The sequence below is a fragment of the Paenibacillus sp. J31R34 genome (assembly GCF_059383715.1).
Genome location: NZ_JBXENU010000001.1, coordinates 1,172,648 through 1,194,877, shown reverse-complemented (window position 1 = coordinate 1,194,877; position 22,230 = coordinate 1,172,648). Strand labels below are relative to the sequence as shown.

Genomic DNA, 22,230 nt, shown 5'->3' with positions numbered 1-22,230 from the left:
TACCAAGCAGGAAGGCTTATGCATTCCCTGATGACTGCTTTGCCTCGGTTAAGTAATAGAGAAAGGCAACCACTGGCAGAGCGATACCGATCAGGGAAGCTAAAGCCCATCCGCCATAAGCATAGGCCCATCCTCCCAAAAAGGACCCCACGGCTCCGCCGATGAAGAAAATGGACATGAACAGACCATTAAGGCGTCCCCGCATCTCACTGCCTAGCGAATAGATAACGCGCTGGCCCAATACGAGATTTCCAGACACTCCCATATCCAAAACGATAGCGGCAACCAGCAGTAACGCCAGAGCGGCGAAAGAATCCCCGCGCACGAGATAGGCAGTTAAAAAGGAAAGGGCAGAAATCGCAATCGCGATGCCGCTCAGTAATTTAGTCAAGCCACGATCAGCTAGTCTGCCGGCAATAGGTGCTGCTATGGCTCCTGCTACACCAGCAAGAGCGAATAAAGCGATGCCTTGCTGGGTTAAATGAAAATATTCAGATAAACGCAGCGGAATGACGGTCCAAAACAAACTAAAGGAGCCAAATAAACAAGCTTGATAAAAGGCGCGGCGACGCAAAATAGGCGTTGCTTTCAACAGCGAGCCTAAAGAGCGAATCAATGCTCCATATTGGAGGGATGGTGCTGGTTTCCGCTGTGGAAGCGCACGGGATAGAACAATTGCGAGCATTGTAATCATGATAGCAGATAAAATAAAAACGGCTCTCCAGCCCAAGTATTCCGTCACGAGACTGGCTAAAGGACGAGCAAACATAATGCCTAGCAGCAGACCGCTCATCACATTGCCCACAACACGTCCGCGCTGCTCCTCCGCTGCCAGAAAAGTGGCATAGGGGACGAGAATTTGCGCAGCAACCGAGCCTATTCCTATAAATAAAGCAGAGGCTAGAAAGGTCGCTGTATGAGTGGCGAATATAGTTCCGATTAGCGCGATAATGACGACAACTAATGAGGTGATGACTAGGCGGCGATTTTCAATCAGATCACTGAGCGGGACGATAAATAGTAGACCGATAACATAACCGACTTGAGTTAGCGTTACAATTAACCCTGCTGCCCCTAGCGGTATTCCGATGGAGGCGCTAATCGGCCCGATTAACGTCTGGGCATAATAAAGATTTGCCACGATGAGGCCGCAAGCAGCGGCAAGAAGAAACATAAGCCAGTTCGGAATGGATTTGTCCTTGGACCGTAAGTTGTTCATAATAACCTGCCTTCTTTCCGTTCAAATGGAGGTGTCAATCCTTTTTTTCTTTATGGCTATATTATATACTATACGTACAGTATTTAAAATGTTTTTTTTCAACGTGCCCAAAATTTTATATAATGTAAAGAAAGTCCACAAAAGGAGCTATGACCATTGCATACAAAAAGAGGGAGACCTCGCAACATTGAAGCGGAGCGTGCTATTTTAACAGCCTCCTACAACCTGCTGCTTGAAATCGGATTTGGCGGCGTTACCGTTGAGAAAATTGCCGAGCAGGCACAGGTGAGCAAAGCTACGATTTATAAATGGTGGCCCAATAAAGGAGCCGTTGTAATGGCGGGTTTTATGTATGCCATATCGGCAAGGCTGCCGATACCGGATACGGGTACTGTATATGAAGATGTTTTGCTGCATGCGACTAATTTATCCCGATTTTTAACGAGTCGTGAAGGAGCGGTCATTACGGAAATTATCGGAGAGGGGCAATTTGATGCGAAGCTCGCAGTCGCGCTGCGGGAGGAATATGTCCGTCCGCGCCGCTCCGAAGCAAGGCAGCTGCTCATGCGAGGGGTAGAGCGCGGGGAACTAAAGCGGGAGCTGGATATCGAATTGGGTATTGATTTGCTTTATGGACCGATTTTTTATCGCTTGCTAGTTACAGGGGACGGGCTGGAGGACAGCATCATTAAATCCTTAATAACGGGCGCTTTCGAAGGAATCAAACAAGAGAGGGTGGAGTAGACTGCCAGCACAATGGGATGAAAAGCTTGCTGTAATCGCTCAGTCTCATCTAAATTGCTTGCGATATTGGCCCGGCGTCTGGCCGACTCTTTTCTTGAAAAGCGCATTAAACGAATCAATGTGGCTATAGCCGACCATTTCGGCAATCGTACTAATTTTAAGCTGTGTTAAGCGCAAATGCTCACAGCTTTTTTGTATGCGCAGTTGGTTCAAATAGTTTCCAAACGTTTGTCCGGTGTGCTGGAGAAACAGCCGCTGCAAATGCCGGACGCTCCAGCCGGACCTTGTGGCAAGCTTCGCGAGTGTCAATTCTTCATGCACATGCTGCTCCATAAATTGAACGAGCATGTTGAAGTGGGAGACATCCTTTATGATCAACGGGCGATCGTCGCTTCGCAGTCGGTGAAGGGTAATGATCAATTGCAGGAGAAGCGTGTTTAGATAAGTGCTCGCTCCCGCTGCCGAGAAGGAAAATTCCTGATGCATGGCAACGAGCAGTTTTTCAATTGAGCCATCGCGATCCTGAATCGAATGATAGGTGACTTGTTTATTTTGCAGCTCATCTAAATATTGCTCCAGCAGCGGATCGTTGAACAAGGTGGACAACGCAAGCAGCAGCTGCGGCGCAAATAAGCAATTATATACGATGAGCGGATGCTCGGATCGATCCGATGAAGAAGGCCTGAATACATGGGGAACGCCGATCGGTATGGTGAAAAATAGTCCTTTGCTCACGGCAACAATATCGTCTCCAATGTGATGAAAGCCTTTTCCTTCAGCAACAAAGCTGAATTCTATAAAATCATGGGCATGGAGGGGGACATTGAAATCCTCTGAGCAGCGATTAACAAAAATCAGAAGCTGATTGCCAAAAAAATGCTCGCCTTTAAACCACTGCACAGGTTTCTTCATGACATGCTCCCCTTTAATTGGATGGCTGAATGACCGGGATATTTTGGCCGTTTCACAAGGATTTTTTATAGAAATGGACGCTATAATTATACGATAACAGGGTAAGTGATGAACAGCAGCTTTTCCTGATTAGAGGAGGTCGCCTCATGGTCCAGATCGTAAAAGTCAGATGTGAATATTTGAAAAATCCGCTTGGTATAGATGTGCTGCATCCTAGAATTAGCTGGCAAATTCAAGCGGAGGAAAGAGGCATTCAGCAGCAGGCCTACCAGCTGCAAGTTTCATTGGAGCCAGAATTCGGGCAAGTTTTATGGGATTCTGGCCGGAACGCTTCCGGTCAATCCGTTCATGTCGTGCTGGATCAAATTGAGCTGCAAGCGCGCACGCGTTATTTTTACCGGGTAAAGGTGTGGGTCCACGAGCAGCATTTGGAAGGCAGTGATTGGTCGGAAACGGCGTATTTTGAAACCGGTCTCATGGACTACAGCCGGTGGACGGCGGAGTGGATTAGCGCACCATCCGTTTTGGCTGCGAGGGATGAGGATGCGGAGCGCTGTCCTCTGCTCAGAACCTTTGTCACCGTTGAAAAACCGGTCAAAAGCGCCCGAATTTACGCTACGGCGCTAGGCATGTATGAGCTGCAATGGAATGGCAATCGCATTGGCGACCACTATTTTACACCGGGGTGGACCAGCTACGGCAAACGGCTGCAATATCAGGTGTACGATGTAACGGATCAGTTGGGAGTTGGTACGCATGCAATTGGCGCGCTGCTCGGCAATGGCTGGTACAAAGGGGAGCTTGGATGGACGCAGGAAAAAGAAACCTATGGTTCGCGCGCGGCGCTGCTCTTCCAGCTTCATATCGGCTATGAGGACGGCACGGAGGACGTTGTCGTGTCAGGCAGCGATTGGCAAGCGGCGGGAAGCGCAATTCTGATGTCCGAAATGTATCATGGAGAGCGCTACGACGCCCGGCTGGAGTTGGAGTGGCATAGTGGGCAAGCGACCGATTCAGACGTCTGGCAATCAGTTGAAATCATTACACATTCTAAATCGATTATAACCCAGCAGGTAAATGAACCTGTTCGCCCGGCTGAAATACTTAAGCCGATTGCTGTGCTCCAAACGCCTGAGGGCGATACGGTGCTTGATTTTGGCCAAAACATGGTCGGATGGGTGAAATTCGAGGTCGAAGGCGCCGCCGGGCATGTGGTTGAATTGCAGCATGCCGAGGTGCTGGATCAGGCTGGAAATTTCTATATGGGCAATATTCGCAAGGCCGAGCAGCGCATCCAGTATACGTTGAAAGGGAACGGGAAGGAGACGTTTGAGCCGCATTTCACCTTTCAAGGCTTCCGTTATGTGTTGCTGACAGGGTTTAAAGCGCCAATCAAGCTTGAAGCTTTCAGTGGCATTGTGCTGCATTCGGATATGGAGCGTACAGGTTTTTTTGAATGCTCGGATGCCAAGGTGAACCAGCTGCATCATAATATCGTCTGGGGACAAAAAGGCAATTTTGTCGATGTGCCGACCGATTGCCCGCAGCGCGACGAGCGGCTTGGCTGGACGGGAGATGCACAGATGTTCATTCGAACAGCTTCGTATGTGATGAATGTTGCCCCATTTTTCACTAAATGGCTGCTAGATCTGAAAGCCGACCAGACGCCAGAAGGGGGCATTCCGTTCTACATCCCTAATCTGAAGCCTGAGTTTTCCGAAGGCTGGGGGGATACGAGCCATTCCTCTGCGGCCTGGGGTGATGCGGCGGTCATCTGTCCATGGACGCTGTATGAAGCGTATGGCGATACAAGGCTGCTGGAGGCCCAATATGACAGCATGAACCAATGGATTCAGTATATTTTTGAGCAGGGCAGCGATCCTTATTTGTGGAATACCGGTTTCCACTTTGGTGATTGGCTCGGGCTTGATTCCAAGGCGGACAGCTATGTCGGGGCAACGGATAGGGATTTTGTTGCAACGGCCTATTACGCATATTCGGTATCGCTCGTTGCCAAAGCGGCTAAAGCATTAGGGAAGGCAGCGGAGCTGGAACGCCTTGCGTCATGGCATGAGAAAATTATTGCCGCATTCCAGCATGAGTTTCTAACCCCGTCCGGGCGGTTGTCTGTTCCGACACAAACGGCGCAGGTTCTGGCGCTGCGCTTCGGCCTCGTGTCGGGGACGGCGAAAGAGAAGGCGGAGTATAAGCTTGCGGAGCTGTTAAAGGAACAAAATGACCATCTGACGACAGGCTTTGTAGGCACACCGTACTTAAATCCTGTGCTTAGCGAAGCTGGGCGCAATGATTTAGCTTATCGCTTGCTGCTGCAGGAGGATTATCCATCCTGGCTCTATCAAATTACGAAAGGCGCCACGACGATTTGGGAGCATTGGGATGGCATCAAGGAGGACGGCAGCTTCTGGAGCGCGGATATGAACTCCTTCAACCATTATGCCTATGGCGCAATCGGAGAATGGCTGTACAGCTACGTGGCTGGCATTCAGCCAGATGAGGAGCAGCCGGGATTCAAGCATGTGAAAATCAGCCCGCAGCCGGGTCCGGGTTTGACATGGGCCGAAGCGAGGCTTATGACGATGTACGGAATGGTTGTTTCCTCCTGGTGCCGCAATGAGGCAGGTCGAATGGAAATTCAGGTGACCGTGCCAGGCAATGCCCATGCAACGCTCAAGCTACCAGGAGTGCAAACGGCGGCCCATGTGCTTGAAAATGGAATTGCGCTTGCGCAAGCAGCGGGTATAACCGCGATTCATGAAGAAGCGGGTAGCGTCACGCTTGCGCTAGGCTCCGGACAATATCACTTCACTTACGACGGCCATTGATAGGTTGTTATAATGGCCGGCGAGTAGGTGTTGTTACAAAAATCCATGGAGAAACACTTTGATTATATTGATTTTCTCAGTTATAATTATGTATTGATTATACGATGAAAACTCATATTTTCAGCGTGAAGCACAGCGATGTTTATGCTGACAGCCTATAAATGGATAGGAGTGAACGCCCATATGAACGTCATGGCTCGATTGAAGGAAGAGACTGCTGTAAATCACAAGCAGATCGAAGACAACCGCTTTGCCAAAGCCATTATGAATCAAACTTTAAACGTAACGGACTACTCCCTTTACCTACAGAAGTTTTACGGTTTTATTAAGCCTGTTGAACGCCATATTGCTGCTCTATCAGAAGCGCAAAACGTACAGGAGCTTGGTGAATTTATTCAAAACCGCGCCAAATCCCCGCTGTTGGAACGCGATTTGCTTGTACTTGGTTTAAGTGAGGAGCAGGTGCAGCAGCTTCCAGAATGCGAGCAGCTTCCACAGCTTGCTACTGTCGCTGCCGTGCTAGGTTATATGTACGTCATTGAAGGTTCTACAATGGGCGGCCAAATTATTACGAAGCAGGTCCGCAAATTTTTGCCGCTTACAGAGGATGTAAGTGAGGGAACGGCCTATTTTAACGCCTATGGTTCTGAAACTCGGGCAAAATGGGCAGAGTTCAGCCAATTTGTCACGCAGTCTGTATTATCGGAAGAAGAAGCCAATCAAGTCGTTGAGTCAGCGAAGCAAACGTTTTTGACTCTGGAGGTTTGGTTTAATGCTTAACAGAAAGAGCGATTCACCTGCCTTGAACCGCACGTTATTGACAGGTGAGGACTTTATCACCCAAGAAGCGTTAGACTTGACGAATTGCGATAGAGAACCCATACATATTCCGGGTTACATTCAGCCGCATGGTGTACTGCTAGCAGCCATACTGGATGCAAACAACGAAATTGTACAATGCAGCCGGAACACGAACGATATGCTGGGCAGATCCCCAGAGGAATTGCTCGGAAGCTCCTTGTCAGCGCTAATTGGGCAATCCTGTGTCAGGGAGATTTTGGAACGAGAGCTGGTAGCCTCTAACACATCTGACTTGAATTATTTAAATGTAACGATTGAAGTCGGCGGGAAACCGTCCGACTTTTTCTGTATTGTGCATGAAAGTGAAGGGCTTGTCATCGTGGAATTGGAGCCTGTATCAGAAGATACGGCGCCGGAGCATGATGATTTTGGCTGGATTCGCCATTTTTTCGGAAAGCTTAAGCAGGCAGACAGCCGAGCAGCAGGAAGCCAGATCGCTGCTGAAGAAATTAGGAAAATATTAGATTATAACCGGGTTATGGTCTATGAATTTGATAAAGATTGGAATGGAAAGGTCATTGCCGAGTCCAAGGATAACGGATTGGAGTCGTTTTTAGGCCACCATTATCCCGCTTCGGATATTCCAAAGCAGGCGCGGGAGCTGTATTTAAGAAACTGGCTGCGGGTCATTGTAGATGTAGGCTATGCTCCCGTGGAAATTGTCCCCGCCACACAGCCGCTATCAGGCAAGCCGCTTAATCTGAGCTTGTCTGTTTTGCGGAGTGTATCGCCCTTGCATATTGAATATTTGCAGAATATGGGCGTGGGGGCCACGATGACCATATCGCTTATTCATAATAATCAGCTATGGGGATTAATGACTTGCCATCATTATTCGCGCAAATATATTTCTCATCGCGTCCGCAATTTGTGCAATTTTCTCGGCTCCTTTTTTTCCAGTGAATTGTTTCAGCGGCAGCAGCTTGATGAATACGAACGAGAGGCTAGGCTGCGGAAGTGGGCTTCTCAGCTGGCCAGCGTTTTTGTAGGAGATCATAATGCGGTACGCATTATTGATCAATTAAAGCAGGAGGAGTCTCTACTGCTGAATTTGATGAACGCTACAGGTGCAGCTGTCCGCTACCAGGATAAATGGCTTTTGCTTGGAGATACCCCCGAAGTGCCGCAGGTGAAGGTGCTTGCCGAATGGCTTGCTGAGCAATCGCAGGACCATGTGTATGAGACTTCCCGTCTGAGCACCGTATTTGACCCTGCCAAAAACTATAAGGATATCGCATCAGGTGCCCTTTATTTGGCGTTGTCTCCGGGGCACGAGAGCTTCATTATTTGGTTGAGACCGGAGCAGCTGCAAGTCGTTCATTGGGCCGGTGATCCGGCAAAAGCTGTCGTTCAGGATGAAGATGGCATTCGTTTGTCACCGCGAAAATCGTTTGAAAAATGGCGGCAGGTCGTTGAATCAACAGCGCTTTCCTGGTCTGAGCAAGAGCTGCGCATGCTTCCGGAGCTTAAGAGCATTGTCATGAGGCATACGGAGGAGGAGCTGCGTCAAACCCAATATTTAGCGATGCATAATTCCGCCATCGTTCGAAAAAACGAACAGCGCTACATCCAGCTTATGGAAGCCTCGCCAGTGCCATTTTTCACCTTGACCGATCAACAATTTGTATATGCGAACAGCCAGGCGGCGAGGTTGCTCGGGGAAGAAACGGCGAAATCGCTTATGGGGCGAGCATTTATGACTTTCGTTCATGAAAGCTCGCAGGCAGAGCTAGAAACGCAGCTTCAAAATTTGGAGCAGGACACGCTGAACGTAGCGACCATTCATAGTCGAATGAACAAAGCGGATGGACAGATCATTGGCCTGGAGCTTATGCTTGTATCCGTCGTATATGCGGGAGAGCATTCGATTATGGCAATTGCAAGAGAGCATGAGACGGATGCCAATTTGGAAAATGTATTTTCGGATATGAAATCGCAGTTGGAAACCCTCACGACCATCGATCCGTTAACCGAGCTGCCTAATCGGCAAGCCCTATATAAAGAGCTTGCTGCAGATGTGGGGCATGCGGTGGCAGAAAAACATGAAGTGGCGCTTCTAATGGTAGACATCGATGATCTCCGTATTTATAATGCGCTGCAGGGCTTTAGCGTTGGTGATTCTTGTCTGCAATATATTGCCGATTTGCTTTCCGTGATGGGCAAACAAGGAGAAGCAGTTGCGGGTAGACTGGACGGCGGCACGTTTTTGCTAAAGCTGGAAAATACGAATGCGGAGCGGGTCTTGGGCATTGCGGAGGAGATTCTTTCCGGTGTGAGGGCGATGCAGCTGCCGATTTCCAATGGCGATATGAATGGTTTTGTGACCGTCAGTATCGGAGCTGCCATTATGGCGCCATCAAAGTTGAATGACGATTTGCTGCTGGTGGCTAAAGCTGAATCGGCGCTTTACGAAGCAAAGAAAGCGGGAAAAAACCGGGTTGTGCTGGAGCGCTAATCTTTAACTGGGATGATGAATAAAAATTAGAATTTGATCCGAGTATCAAGTTCTTTTTTTATGCAGGTCTTTAAATAGAAAATATTGGATATTAAAGGAGAGTTAAAGTTGGAAAACGTTGGACAGCGGATTGGGGAAAGTTCACAGGTGCTGGAAGGAAAAGCGGTCATTTCCGCATTGGAGCAGTCTCTGGCTATGATTGAGTTTAATTTGCAAGGAGAGGTGTTATGGGCTAATGATCATTTTGCCCAAGCATTAGGTTATGAGGTCGAAGAATTGTCAGGGAAAAATCACCGGGCGTTTTGCAAGCCTGATTTTGCAAATAGCTATGCATATACGCAGTTCTGGAATAATTTGCGTAAGGGCATCGCTTTTCAGGAAAAAATTGTTCGCGTAGCGAAAAATGGCAGCAGCATCTTGCTTGAAGCGACGTATATGCCTGTGCGCAATGAAGAGGGCAAGGCAGTGGCTGTTCTTAAAGTAGCGACAGACATTTCGGCCCGTGAGCAAGCTGTCGCTCAAATTACGAACGAATTGCAGCTTATGGCAGCAGATTTGCTGGAACGGACTAGAATAGGCATTAATCGCAGCGAGCAAGTCGCTTCTGTAATCGAGCATGTTGTCAACGATAATGAGATCCAAATTGATTTTCTGCAAACACTGGAGCAGCAAACACAAGCTGTGCGGGGCATCGTTCAGACGATACGCGATTTTGCAGCACAGACTAATTTGCTCGCTTTAAACGCGGCGATTGAAGCGGCGCATGCTGGCGAGCATGGGCGCGGGTTTAATATTGTTGCGATGGAGGTCAAAAAGCTTGCCCAGCATGTGCAGGAGGCAGCGAGCGAAATTCAGCATTCACTGGAGGGCATTTCGCAGCAAGTAGGGAAGGTTAGTGGGAGCTCAAAGAGCTCCAGAGCAGCGATTGCCAGCAGCCAGCAGGAAATTAGAATGGCTGTAGGCGATTTTGCCGGAATTAGCGAAGCGGCAGGGCATTTAGATGAGCAGGCTAAAGTGTTAAATCAGATGCTGTAAGTCGTTAGTAAATGAATTTTTTAGTTCAAAAGCGAAAACACCCATGATGGATGTCATGAGTGTTTTTTGCATGGAACGAAGTGAGAGATTATTTAATATACACAAAGTCGGAATTATGCTACTCAAGTCGGAAGTTTAGCATTGTTTCCATAGGTTAGAGTAAGCTATAATCAAAAATTAAAATAAGCGCAAGGGGGCTAATTATGAGACCGTCTCATCGACAATGGCAGTTTTCCATCTATAAGCGGTTAATCATAGCCTTTATCGTGGCCACCATTCCGATTTATATTTTGGCAGGCATCTTGTACAGCTGGGCGACGGGCATGCTTAGACAGGATATCGTAAATTCGGCTGAAACGCAGTCTGAGAACTACATTAGGGAGTTAAATGGAACGTTTAAGCGCTTTAATTCCCTGCAATACGATATGATGAACGACATGTATTTGGTTCAGCTCGTTAATGCGTACGATATTTTAGAATCCTATCGAAAAATCGAGTTAATTAACTTTCTCCGCGCAAAGCTTGTTTCTATTCGGAACAGCAGCGACTTAATCTTTGACGTTCGGTTGTATTTATCATCGATTAATGTGGAAATATCCGCGGTTGACGGGTATGGTGAGCTAAAGAAAAACGCGGTTCCGACAGAAAAACTGCAAAATCCCTATAATGTAATCTCCTACAACAATAAGCTGCTTATCGTCGCTTTTCCGCTTGATAGCTCGCTTAGTGGGGCACCGAAGCTTGTCGTGGAAATCGAATTACGGGCTACCGAGCTGAAGCGGAGTCTAACGGCTGCAGTAGAACGCGACTTTACGGGGGCAATGGTGCTTAGCCTCAGCAGCAGCTCTGACAAGATCATATCTGTCAAGAAAACAGAGCTTTCTCCATTAATGGAACATAGCTATGCTTCGAACGTGGATGCGGAGAGACTGACGGAGGCTTCATTTGCCGACAAGGCTGAAGATTATATTTACGTGCGCTCCGTTGAACGCGAAAGCGGCATTTATTTGGATCATTTTCTGTACAAGCCAACCATGTTCCGTTCTGTCATTACGTATATTCAATGGTTTTGGTTGTTCTTTGCTGCCACCATTATTATGGTGGGGCTCTACCTCGTCTATATAAACCGGATCATAAACAAACCATTGGTTAAAATCGTGCGTGCGTTCAAACGAGTAGAGGAAGGAAATTTTGATCTTAATATTAGGCATCATAAGGATGATGAGTTTGGTTTTTTATATGAACGCTTTAATGAGATGCTGGTTAATCTCCAAATTTCAATCGATGAGGTGTACAACCAGCAAATCCATCGGCAGAATGCGGAGCTAAAGCAGCTGCAATCGCAAATCAATCCTCATTTTCTCTATAATTGCCTGTTCAGTATTATTCGGTTGATTAAGATGCAAAAAGAAGATGAGGCGGTGCAGTTTACGAATCAGCTCGCGAAATATTTTCAGTTTATTACACGCAATACAAGGGATACGGTCCCTTTAGAGAATGAAGCTGCGCATGCTCGAAACTATGTCATGTTACAGCTCACACGGTTCTCTGACCGGGTGACCATCGATTTTGGAGACATTCCGGAGAGAATGAAGCCAATATCCGTACCGCGCCTGATCATACAGCCGCTTGTCGAAAATGCATTTGTACACGGACTTGAAAATGTGACAGAGGGTGGTCTGCTGCGCGTTTCTTTTGTTGAGCAGGCAGGTAAAGCGATTATTGTGGTTGAAGACAACGGGGAAGCTAGCGAGGAAGGGCTGAAGAAGCTGCAGGAGCTGCTGTCAGAGGAGCAGGAGGCTGCAGAGGTTACCGCAACATTAAATGTGCATAGGAGACTGAGATACAGCTTTGGGCACGGAAGTGGTTTGCAGGTAGAAAGAAGCGAGCTTGGCGGCCTAAAGGTTAAAATGATCATTGAGTGGGACGGAGAGATGGCGTATGTACCGGATGCTGATCGTAGATGATGAAAAGCTGCTGCTCGATGGCTTGTATGAATTGTTTTTGGAGTCTGAAGGGCATCGGCTTGAGCTTTATAAGGCTTCTAGCGCAATAGAGGCATTGACCGTGATGTCGCAGAAAAGAATCGATATTTTAATGTCGGACATCAAAATGCCGAAAATGACCGGCTTGGAGCTGGGAGACAGAGTAAAGCAAAGCTGGCCGGAATGCAAGCTGATTTTCCTAACGGGCTTTGACGAATTTGACTATGTGCATCATGCCATAAACAATGGCGCCAAAAATTATATATTGAAATCGGAGGGAGACGAAGCGATCTTAGAGGCTGTTCGCCATACTGTGGCGGAGCTTGATGAGCAAATGGCTGTTGAATCCCTGCTCAAGCAGGCTCGGGAAGCGCAGCGACAGCAGGCCGTTCATCATCGGTCCTTGATGCTAGCTGATGTGCTTGATGGACTTCAGCCTTTAGAAGAGCTATCTGGGCCAACGATTGAGCTGTTCGGAATCAGGCTAATGGCGAATAAGCCGCTCATTATGGTGGCTGCGCGGCTGGATCTGGAGTCAAGTGCCTTGCGATTTTCTGAGAAAGAGCTGATGTTGACCGCACTTCATTCGGTCTGTGTCCGGTATTTATCGGGCTACGTAAATATGATGGATGTCGTTTATAATCGGGAATATTATGTACTGTTCCTGCAACCGCAAGAAAATACGCTCCCTCATCCCGAGGGAGTGAGAACATTTTTGCAAGGCTCGCTTGAGACCATTCAAAAAACAGTGGAAAAATCAACCGGTCGCACCTTTTCTTTTGCGTACACAGATAACGCAGTCGATTGGGAAGGAGTGCCGAGGAAATTCACCACTTTGAAAGCATTGCTTTCCCAATATTACGCGGAGAAGCAGATTATCGTTACGGACAAAAATCTGCCGTTTGAGGCTCAGTCGAATGATGAGGAAGTACGCGGCTTCATCGACGTTTTTCACAAAAAAGCAAATGCGCTTGACCTCTATTTAGAAACAGGAAAGCGAGAGGAAGTACAGGCAATCGTTGCTGAGCTGAGTACGTATTCAAACTCGCCTGCCATCAATGAAATCAGATATATGGAGCTGTATTATGCAGTCGCGCTGCGTTTTTTGTCGGCTGCTAACAAATACGGCCTGGATCGCGACCCGCTAGCGGGGCCGCATGTCGCCAAGCTGCTTCATTCCGCAGCACTTCCTGAGCGAAGAGACGGCATTTTTTTGCTTGAGCATATGATTAATGTTTTTGAGAGCTATCATAATGCGCAATCCTCCCGCTTGCGCGGGGATGTGCTTGGAGTAGTTCATACGTATATTGAAATGCATTTGGATGGCGATTTGTCCATGACGCATTTAGCAGAGCTGGTTTATTTGAATCCCGATTATTTATCTCGTTTATTTAAGCAAGCCAAAGGCATAACGATTAGTGAGTACATTGCCGTTCTGAAAATTCAAAGAGCCAAAGAGCTGCTTTCTGAACCGCAACTGCTTATACAGGACATAGCCAAGTCGCTAGGCTTTACGTCAGCCGGCTATTTCAGCCGTTTCTTCAAGAAGGAAACAGGACAAACGCCGCAGGAGTTTCGGACAAGCGGGTAAAACGGACATCAAACTGCGCACACGGAAGGTGAAGGGATTTGTTATTTTTGAATAAAATATTAGCCCACGCGGTTCTCGTTCTACTCATCATGTTGATTGGTTTATCAGCATGTAGCGGAAACAAAGCAATCATGGACAATAGTGAGAGCCCACGCGAGAATGGTCATGAGGCTGCTTCGCTCATAACTTTGACGACTGGCGTCGGAATAAGCGATGTGATTGCGACGGATTTTTCAGAAGAGAAGTGGGAGAACAGTGTTTGGTTGCAAGCGTACCGACAGGAACTGGGAATTGATGTCAAAGCGGCATGGTATACCAAAGGTGTGGAAGCCGCCAGACAAAAAGTCAGCGTTGCGATAGCTTCGGGTAAAATCCCTGATGTGATCGCCGTTAATCAAGAACAGCTGTCTGCCTTATCCAAAACAAGCTTATATACAGATTTATCGGATATATTCAAGCAATACGCGACGCCACTAACGAAATCGATTATAAGCGCAGATGATCTACGGGGCTTGGAATCAGCAACCTTTGATGGAAAGCTTGTTGCGATTCCCGGGCTAAACTCAGCCATTGACGGTGCATCTTTCCTGTGGATTCGCAAGGATTGGCTGGATCGCCTCGGCTTGCAGGTGCCTAGCACGTCAGAGGAGCTATATGATGTGATTCGTGATTTTACACTGCGTGACCCGGATGGCAATGGCAAGCAGGACACGGTGGGCCTTGCGCTCAGCAACTCTTTTTTAAATACGGGTTTGGCCGAGGCCATTGGCCTATTTAATGCGTTTGATGCTTATCCTAAAATATGGGTTAAAGGGGAGGAGGGGAAACTTGTTTATGGGAGTGTACAGCCGGAAGTGAAGCCTGCGCTTGCATATCTCAACAAGCTATTCGAGGAAGGACTCATAGAGACGGATTTTGCCGCAAAGGATTCCGGCAGAGCAGGCGAGCTTGTGGCCAGCGGGAAAGTTGGCGTTATGTTTGGCTCCATGTGGAACGGGATGTATCCGATGCAGTTGACCAAAGACAATGATGCGGACTCCGACTGGCGGGCCTATCCGATCGTTTCAATGGATGAGCAGCCTGCCCATCCGCAGGTCAAGCTCAATGTAGAGAACTATTATGTCGTTCGCAGCGGCTATGCCCATCCGGAAGCGCTGTTGAAATTGATCAATTTCTGGACGGAGCTTAATTACGGCAATACAACCCAAGAAAGATTTGACCATTTCCTTGGTCCTTCACCTGCTCCTGGGCATCATTATGCGGTGGCAAAGGTATGGAAAGTAGAGAAAAACCTCCAAGCCCATTTGAAAATTATGCAGGCATTGAAGACAGGAAATCGTTCCATTTTGAACGCTGAAGAAAAAGGTTATTACGATAATATTCTAAAGTACCAGGCAGGAGATCATTCAAATGCCCAATATGAGAAGGTATTTGGCAGCACAGGCTCCTACTCGGTCATGAATGAATACAAGCAGCGAAATCTATTTAAGGTAGATGAATTTTATGGAGCTTCAACAGATGCCATGAATACACGCCTTCTAACGGTGGATCAGTTGGTTGAAGAATATTACACAAAGGTAATCATGGGAATAGAGTCCCTCGATGGTTTCCAAGCCTTCATCGCCAAGCTGAACAAAATTGGGTTGGATGATGCAACAAGAGAAGTGAATGAGTGGAAATCTGGCAAGTCATAACGATGTCGGTAAGGCTGAATCTGGAAGCGTCCTCGATATAAGAGGCTCAGCTTCTTTTTTTTGCGCTCACAGTGATCAGGAAGTCGGAAGAGTGCAAGAAATCTCGGATATTTGAAATCGTTTTCTTTTTGTGCGGAGTGTAAGATGAATTTGTAAGCATTTCGCGATAAACAGAGGGGGAGCAAGCAGGATGAAGAAAAAAAGGAATGTGTATTCTACAGCAGCAGCCGTACTTTTAAGCGTATCTCTTCTAGCAGGTTGTAGCACGGCGGGTAACGGTAGTAATACCGCTAATAACGGGCAAGCAGCAAACGGGGGCAGTAATGGAGCGAAAGTAGATAATGCTCCGATAGATCCGACAGCAAAGTTCGATCCTCCTGTTGAGCTTACGGTTGGCGTGATGATTGCTGATCCAATTGCCGACGGTTTTACAGAGGAAAAATGGGAAAACAGCGAATGGATCAAAGCTTACCAAGATGAGCTTGGCATCAAGATCAAGCCGCTTTGGTATACCAAAGGTGCTGACGCTGGTAAACAGAAAATAAGCGTAGCAATTGCTTCTGGTGAAATTCCGGATTTGCTTGCCGTAAGCCAAGAGCAGCTGGCAACGCTTTCCAAGACCGATATGTATGAGGATTTAACGAGCATCTATGATCAATATGCTACACCGCTTACTAAAGAGATTATTACGGAGGAAGGCAATTCCGCATTGGAATCCGCAACCTTCGGCGGCAAGCTAATTGCTATTCCGGGAACAAACTCGGCCATCGACGGCGCAGCCTTTTTATGGGCTCGTCAAGACTGGTTGGATAAGCTGGGCTTGCAGGTTCCGAAAACGACAGATGAGCTCTATAACGTAATGAAAGCGTTTGTTGAGCAGGACCCGGATGGCAACGGCAAGAAGGATACGGTAGGCCTGATGCTGAACAGAGATTTCTTAATGCCAGGCGTCGCTGAAGCAGTTGGTATCTTCAACGCATTTGATGCTTATCCGAAAGCTTGGGTTCGTGGGGCGGATGGCAAGCTTGTATACGGAAGCGCACAGCCGGAAGTGAAGGACGCGCTTGTCTACTTGAACAAGCTGTATAAGGAAGGATTGATTGAAAAGGATTTTGGAGCTAAGGATTCAAGTAAAGCTGCTGAACTTGCCGCTTCTGGCCGTGTTGGCATTAATATAGGGGCGATGTGGAATGGGATGTTCCCGCTGCAGCAAACGATCGATAATTTTCCGGATGCCAACTGGCTTGCACATCCGATTGTTTCCAAGGATGACCAGCCTGCTAATCCGCAAATTAAGCTAAACGTGGAAAATTATTTTGTTGTACGCAAAGGGTATGAGCATCCGGAAGCCATTATGAAGCTGCTGAATTTCTGGACGAACTTGAATTACGGCGATACGACACAAGCGGAGTTCGATAAATTTATGGGACCTGAGCCAGCTCCCGGCCACCACTATGCGGTTGCAAAAGCATGGAAAGCGCAAAAGAACTTACAGGCGCATCTTAAAATCGTTGAAGCATTCAAAACAGGTGACGCCTCCAAGCTGAATGCAGAGGAAAAAGGCTACTATGATAACATCGAGAAGTTTAAAGCGGGTGACAATGCGAATGCTCAATTTGAAAAGGTGTTTGGCGAGACAGGCTCCTTCAAATCGATGAATGAGTATGTAGAAAACAACTTGTTTAAAATGGATGAGTTTTACGGCGCTTCTACAGATGCGATGAAAAACCGATTGAAAACCATTGAGCAAGCAGTAGTCGAGTATTATACGAAAACGATTATGGGCTCGGATTCGGTAGACAATTTCGACAAATTTGTTGAGCAGCTAAATAAGCTGGGGTTGGAAGATGTGACGAAGGAAGTTAACGAGTGGGACGCAGCCAAGAAGTAAATGAAGGCGGAGGGACAACTCTAGTCCCTCCTTATTTTTATTCAGATGGATGGAGTGTATGTAATTATGGAAATGAAAGGAATCCGCAAACGCCGGTTTTCCACTGGTGCTTATCATATGATGCTTTTGCCAGCGGTCATTCTCGTGCTTATTTACAGCTATGGACCAATCATGGGCATTGCCATCGCGTTTCAGGATTTTGTTCCTTCTCGCGGCTGGTTTGGTTCAGAGTGGATCGGACTCGAAAATTTTAAATATGTGTTTGGGATGCCTGACACGATGAAGGTGATCGGTAATACTTTACTGATTTCGTTTATGAAAATTATCGTCGGCATTATATTTCCGCTCACGCTTGCCATCTTGTTAAATGAAGTGAAAAATGTCTTATTCAAAAGATCGGTTCAAACGATTGTCTATATGCCTTATTTTTTATCCTGGATTATTTTATCAGGCATTCTCATCGATATTTTGTCGCCGTCAGGTGGGATTGTAAACAATTTCCTTCAATTTCTCGGGATGGAGCCCATCTATTTTCTCGGTGACGGGGGCTGGTTCCGTTTCATTATCGTAGCTTCTCACATATGGAAAGAACTAGGATTTGATACCATTGTTTATCTTGCCGCTATATTGAGCATCGACAAGTCGTTATATGAAGCAGCAGCGCTTGATGGGGCAGGTCACATGAAGCAAGCGTGGCACATTACACTGCCTGGTATGAGGCCTATAATCGTGCTGCTAAGCGTGCTTAGTCTCGGAAATGTTTTGAATGCCGGCTTCGATCAGGTATTTAATTTATATAGTCCGCAGGTGTATTCCAGCGGGGACATTCTGGATACTTACGTGTTTCGGATTGGGATGGAGCAAATGCAATATGGCGTAGCGACCGCAGTTGGATTATTTAAATCGGTCGTGTCACTCATCTTTATATGTGTTTCTTATTTGCTGGCCTACAGAATTGCCAATTATCGCATCTTTTAATGAAAGAGAGGTATACTCACGATGATCGAACGGCGCACACCTTCTAGAGTTCTATTTTTGTACGCAAATTATATTTTTTTGACGCTATTTTCATTAACTTGCCTCTTCCCTATCCTTCATATGGCGGCGATGTCGCTGAGCAGCAACTCAGCGGTTACGGCTGGTTGGGTGACGATTTGGCCGGTGGGCTTCAATCTGGATTCGTACAAATATATATTCAGTAATCATATTTTTCTGCAGACGGTGGTTGTCTCCTTCGAGCGTTTGTTCCTAGGCGTATCGATCAGTCTCATTCTCACTGTGCTGGCTGCTTATCCATTGTCAAAGTCGAACTTGAAATTCCGTTCGAGAACGATTTATTCTTGGTATTTTGTTATTACCATGATCTTCAATGGTGGATTAATCCCAACCTTTATGGTTGTCAAACAGACGGGTCTTATGGATTCTATTTGGGCGCTTGTTATTCCTTCTGCTGTAAATGTATTCAACATCGTGCTTATGCTCAATTTCTTCCGTACACAGCCGATTGAACTGGAGGAATCTGCTCAAATGGATGGAGCTGGCGTGTGGCGGACGTTATGGAGCATCTATTTGCCGATCTCGAAGCCTTCCTTGGCTACAATCGCGTTGTTTACCATTATTTTTCATTGGAATTCTTGGTTTGATGGCATGATTTATATGAATTCGCCTTCTAATTACCCGTTGCAAACGTATTTAAGAACGGTCATTGTCGCTAGAGATTTAACGAATATGAATGCGAGCGATCTCTCGTTAATTGCGAATATTTCCAATCGGACCGTGCTTGCGGCTCAGCTGTTTGTTTCTATGCTGCCGGTCCTTTGTATTTATCCTTTCCTGCAAAAATATTTTGTTAAAGGTCTTGTTCTGGGAAGCGTGAAAGGCTAGCCAATTTTGTAACGATAGAGGTGCAGGATGAAACGTGATGAATTAAAGAAAGTATTTCAAAATCCGGGTATTGAATACCGTTCGGTACCTTTCTGGGCTTGGAACGATGAGCTGAAGCAGGAGGAATTGGACCGTCAGATTGAGGGGTTTCAGGCGCAGGGGATGGGCGGATTTATGATGCATGTTCGCGAGGGACTCGAGACACCTTATCTCAGTGAAACGTTTATGGATCGTGTTAAAGAGAGTGTCGCCAAAGCGAAGAAAATCGGTCTTAAGGCATGGCTGTATGATGAGGACCGATATTCCTCTGGTATGGGAGGAGGGATGGTTCCACGGCTTGGCGGTGACGCAGTGCGGGCCAAGGCGCTGACGCTTCGTATTTGCCAGGATTATCATCTAAGCTCTAACCTCCGTTTTGTATATCGGGCCGTTGTTAAGGGAAATCATCTTCACTCGTTGATACAGCTATCCATCGATGAGCCAAGCGAGTCTCTTGACGGTGCCAATGAGGTTTATCTTGTATTCGAACAGCGGATTGCTGCCAAAAATGACTGGTGCCATGGCGATACGTATACAGATTTGATGAATCCTGAAACGACCCGATTGTTTATTGAGGTCAATTATGAGCCCTATCGTCAAGCTGTGGGAGAAGAGTTCGGCAAGACGGTTCCTGGCATTTTTACGGATGAGCCTACGGTAAAAGGGTTTTCAGAACGCTTGAATGACCCGGAGCTTACTTGGATGACCTGGAGTGAAGTGATGGAGCAATCCTTTGAGCAGCGAAGGGGATATCCAATCGGGCAGCTGCTGCCTTATCTTTTTTTTCAAGGTGAGGGCTCCGCGCAGATCAGGCATGATTACTGGCTTACGATAACGGAAACGTTCAGCGAATCGTATACGAAGAAAATTAGCGATTGGTGCACAGAGCATGGCATCCAGTTTACGGGGCATTTCCATTCGGAGGCCAGTCTAATCGGTTCTACCTTAAATAGTGGTGCGGTAATGCCGCATTACAGATATCTGGACATTCCTTGTGTCGACACTTTAGGTGAGCAAACGGATGAGCATCTTACGATGAAGCAGGCATCCAGCGTTGCAAATCAGCTAGGAAAAAAGAGAGTCATTACGGAAACGTATGGCGTAACTGGCTGGGATCTCACCTTCGAGACCCGCAGATGGATTGGCGATTGGCAATTTGCGCTAGGTGTCAATGTATTGACACATCATCTTTCCTGGTATTCGCTGCGCGGCTGTCGGAAGCGCGATTACCCACCATCTTTTAATTATCATACGAACTGGTGGGAGCATAACCGCGGCATGGAGGATTATTATGCCAGATTAAGTGCTGTGCTGTGTGAAGGCCAGCTTACTCGCGACCTATTAGTTATTCATCCCTCCACATCGGTGTGGACGAGGCTTGGGTATGACGTAAAGATGGCAGACTGGAAAAATAGTGCTGGCAACGAGCAAGAGCTTCAAAATTATGATCGGGATTTCAATCAATTTGTGAACCGGCTCGTGGAGCTTCATCATGATTATGATCTAGGCGATGAACTAATCATGAAGGAATTTGGCAAGGTGGAGGGCGACAAATTCATTGTGGGAGAAGCCAAGTACAGCTATGTCGTGCTGCCTTCGCTAACGAATTTATTATCTTCTACCTTGGAATTGCTGCTTGAGTTTATGAATAATGGTGGCAAAGTAGCTTCCTATGGTGAGCAGCCTTCGCTAATTGATGGCAAGACATCAGACAAGCTGGCTGCGATGCTGCTGCACGAAAGCTTTACGCAGGCAGCCGATTTGAAAGAACTGGAGAGGCTGCTCGATAAGGAGACAAAGCGTTCCCTGCGCATTCAGGAGCATCCTGGATCGGAAGCCCCAGCCTTTATTCATATGCACCGTTCACTTGAGGGGAAATCGATTGCGTTCATCGTTAATAACGACCGTGAAAGAGGCTCTGAGGTTCAAATTGAACTAGTAGGCGGCAGCTACTTGCAGGAGTGGGATGCTTGGACAGGCGAGATTACAACAATAGAAACCGAAGCGACAGAGCAAGGAGTCAGCTTTCGTGCTTCATTTGGTCCTGCGGACTCGAAGCTGTTTGTTTTATTTTCGCATAAGCCGGAAAATGAAGCTGAGAAGATAAAGGTATATCCAGCAGAAAAGACAGAACTTCATTTGGAGCCTATAGGCTTTGAGCGCACAGCACCTAATGCTTTGATATTGGATCAATGCCAGTATCGTTTTGGAGAAGAGGAATGGTCAGAGACGATGGAGGTTTGGAAGGCTCAGCGCCTGATGCGGGAACGACTGGGGATGCGGCAGGTGTTTCATTCCGGTAATTTGCAGCGCTATTTCTGGATTCATGAGCCGCATTCGGGGAATGGAACTCCTATCTCCTTACGGTTTACCTTTATCGTAAACGATTTGCCGAGCGGCGATGTGTTTTTTGTGTTTGAGGATGCGGAGCGCTTCAGCTTTACTCTTAACGGCAAGGAAGTGCCGGCAGAAGCCGAGGGTTATTATTTGGACGTCAGCATGAAGAAGCTTAAGCTGCCTGTACTGACTGTAGGCGTTAACACAATAGACATTCAAATTTCGTACCAGAATGATATGGAGCTTGAAAACGGGTATCTTATCGGCGACTTTGCGGTTAATGCGCATCGTGAGCTTATAAAGGAACCAGCGAATCTAGCGTATGGAGATTGGCGGAGCCAAGGTTATCCTTATTATTGCGGAAGCATGAAATACCTCTTCGAGATTGAACGGCAGCAGGAACATAGGACAGGATGCAAGCTGGAGCTTGGTCAGTACCAGGCTGTTCTGCTTGAAGTGAAGGTGAATGAATCCACAGGCAAAACGGTTCCTTGGCGAAGCGAAGCGTTCATAGAGCTAGGTACCATACTGAAGCCAGGCTTGAATGCTATAGCCATCGAAGTCGTGGGAAGTCCTCGCAATCTGTTTGGGCCGCTCCATCAGGCTGATCCTCGCCCTAGCTGGATGGATTGGTGGTCATTTCATCCGGAGGAGGGCGACTATACGCCCGAATACCAGGGCAAGCCCTATGGACTGATGGAACCGCCAAAATTAAAATAGGGTGTAAAGTAATTATCAGG

General features: G+C 47.1%; 14 protein-coding genes. 12 read left to right on the top strand and 2 right to left on the bottom strand.

All coding sequences use genetic code 11. The features are described from left to right. Nucleotides 1-16 precede the first annotated feature (16 nt). Nucleotides 17-1,219, bottom strand: a complete 1,203-nt coding sequence (locus tag AC50YG_RS04910; RefSeq protein WP_494825087.1) for an MFS transporter — start codon at nt 1,217-1,219, stop codon at nt 17-19. Nucleotides 1,220-1,375: 156 nt separating this feature from the next. Here AC50YG_RS04910 and AC50YG_RS04905 point away from each other — a divergent pair, with 156 nt between their 5' ends. Then, complete coding sequence (locus AC50YG_RS04905; RefSeq protein ID WP_494825085.1) at nt 1,376-1,963, top strand: TetR/AcrR family transcriptional regulator; 588 nt, start codon at nt 1,376-1,378, stop codon at nt 1,961-1,963. Between the two features lie 45 nt (nt 1,964-2,008). Here the strand turns inward: AC50YG_RS04905 and AC50YG_RS04900 are convergent, their stop codons facing one another. Beyond that, nucleotides 2,009-2,875: a helix-turn-helix domain-containing protein gene (locus tag AC50YG_RS04900; protein WP_494825083.1), complete on the bottom strand. Its 867-nt coding sequence runs from the start codon at nt 2,873-2,875 to the stop codon at nt 2,009-2,011. Nucleotides 2,876-3,021: 146 nt separating this feature from the next. On the opposite strand from AC50YG_RS04900, the gene AC50YG_RS04895 reads away from it, so the two are divergent. The 11 genes from AC50YG_RS04895 (at nt 3,022) to AC50YG_RS04845 (ending at nt 22,210) form a co-directional block, all read left to right on the top strand. Further along, nucleotides 3,022-5,718 carry a family 78 glycoside hydrolase catalytic domain gene (locus AC50YG_RS04895; RefSeq protein WP_494825081.1) on the top strand — a complete coding sequence of 899 codons (2,697 nt, stop codon included), beginning with the start codon at nt 3,022-3,024 and terminating at the stop codon, nt 5,716-5,718. Nucleotides 5,719-5,901: 183 nt separating this feature from the next. Beyond that, a complete protein-coding gene (locus AC50YG_RS04890; RefSeq protein WP_494825079.1) occupies nt 5,902-6,498 on the top strand; it encodes a biliverdin-producing heme oxygenase in 597 nt (198 codons plus the stop codon). Next, on the top strand, nt 6,491-9,034 hold the full coding sequence (locus AC50YG_RS04885) for a diguanylate cyclase domain-containing protein (RefSeq protein ID WP_494825077.1): 2,544 nt from the start codon (nt 6,491-6,493) through the stop codon (nt 9,032-9,034). Before AC50YG_RS04890 ends, AC50YG_RS04885 begins: the two co-directional genes overlap by 8 nt. A 108-nt stretch (nt 9,035-9,142) precedes the next feature. Further along, nucleotides 9,143-10,069, top strand: a complete 927-nt coding sequence (locus AC50YG_RS04880) for a methyl-accepting chemotaxis protein (RefSeq protein WP_494825075.1) — start codon at nt 9,143-9,145, stop codon at nt 10,067-10,069. 203 nt (nt 10,070-10,272) lie between these two features. Beyond that, on the top strand, nt 10,273-12,036 hold the full coding sequence (locus tag AC50YG_RS04875; RefSeq protein WP_494825074.1) for a sensor histidine kinase: 1,764 nt from the start codon (nt 10,273-10,275) through the stop codon (nt 12,034-12,036). After that, nucleotides 12,011-13,645: a response regulator transcription factor gene (locus AC50YG_RS04870; protein WP_494825072.1), complete on the top strand. Its 1,635-nt coding sequence runs from the start codon at nt 12,011-12,013 to the stop codon at nt 13,643-13,645. Before AC50YG_RS04875 ends, AC50YG_RS04870 begins: the two co-directional genes overlap by 26 nt. 131 nt (nt 13,646-13,776) lie before the next feature. After that, complete coding sequence (locus AC50YG_RS04865) at nt 13,777-15,339, top strand: extracellular solute-binding protein (RefSeq protein ID WP_494825070.1); 1,563 nt, start codon at nt 13,777-13,779, stop codon at nt 15,337-15,339. 190 nt (nt 15,340-15,529) lie between these two features. Next, on the top strand, nt 15,530-17,230 hold the full coding sequence (locus AC50YG_RS04860) for an extracellular solute-binding protein (protein WP_494825068.1): 1,701 nt from the start codon (nt 15,530-15,532) through the stop codon (nt 17,228-17,230). A 72-nt stretch (nt 17,231-17,302) separates the two neighbouring features. After that, nucleotides 17,303-18,208 (top strand): ABC transporter permease, encoded by a 906-nt coding sequence (locus AC50YG_RS04855; protein ID WP_473755866.1) that lies wholly within the window; start codon nt 17,303-17,305, stop codon nt 18,206-18,208. A gap of 21 nt (nt 18,209-18,229) precedes the next feature. Further along, nucleotides 18,230-19,114, top strand: coding sequence for a carbohydrate ABC transporter permease (locus AC50YG_RS04850; RefSeq protein ID WP_473755526.1), 885 nt, complete (start codon nt 18,230-18,232; stop codon nt 19,112-19,114). A gap of 27 nt (nt 19,115-19,141) precedes the next feature. Then, nucleotides 19,142-22,210 carry a glycosyl hydrolase gene (locus AC50YG_RS04845; RefSeq protein WP_494825066.1) on the top strand — a complete coding sequence of 1,023 codons (3,069 nt, stop codon included), beginning with the start codon at nt 19,142-19,144 and terminating at the stop codon, nt 22,208-22,210. The last annotated feature ends 20 nt before the right edge of the window (nt 22,211-22,230 follow it).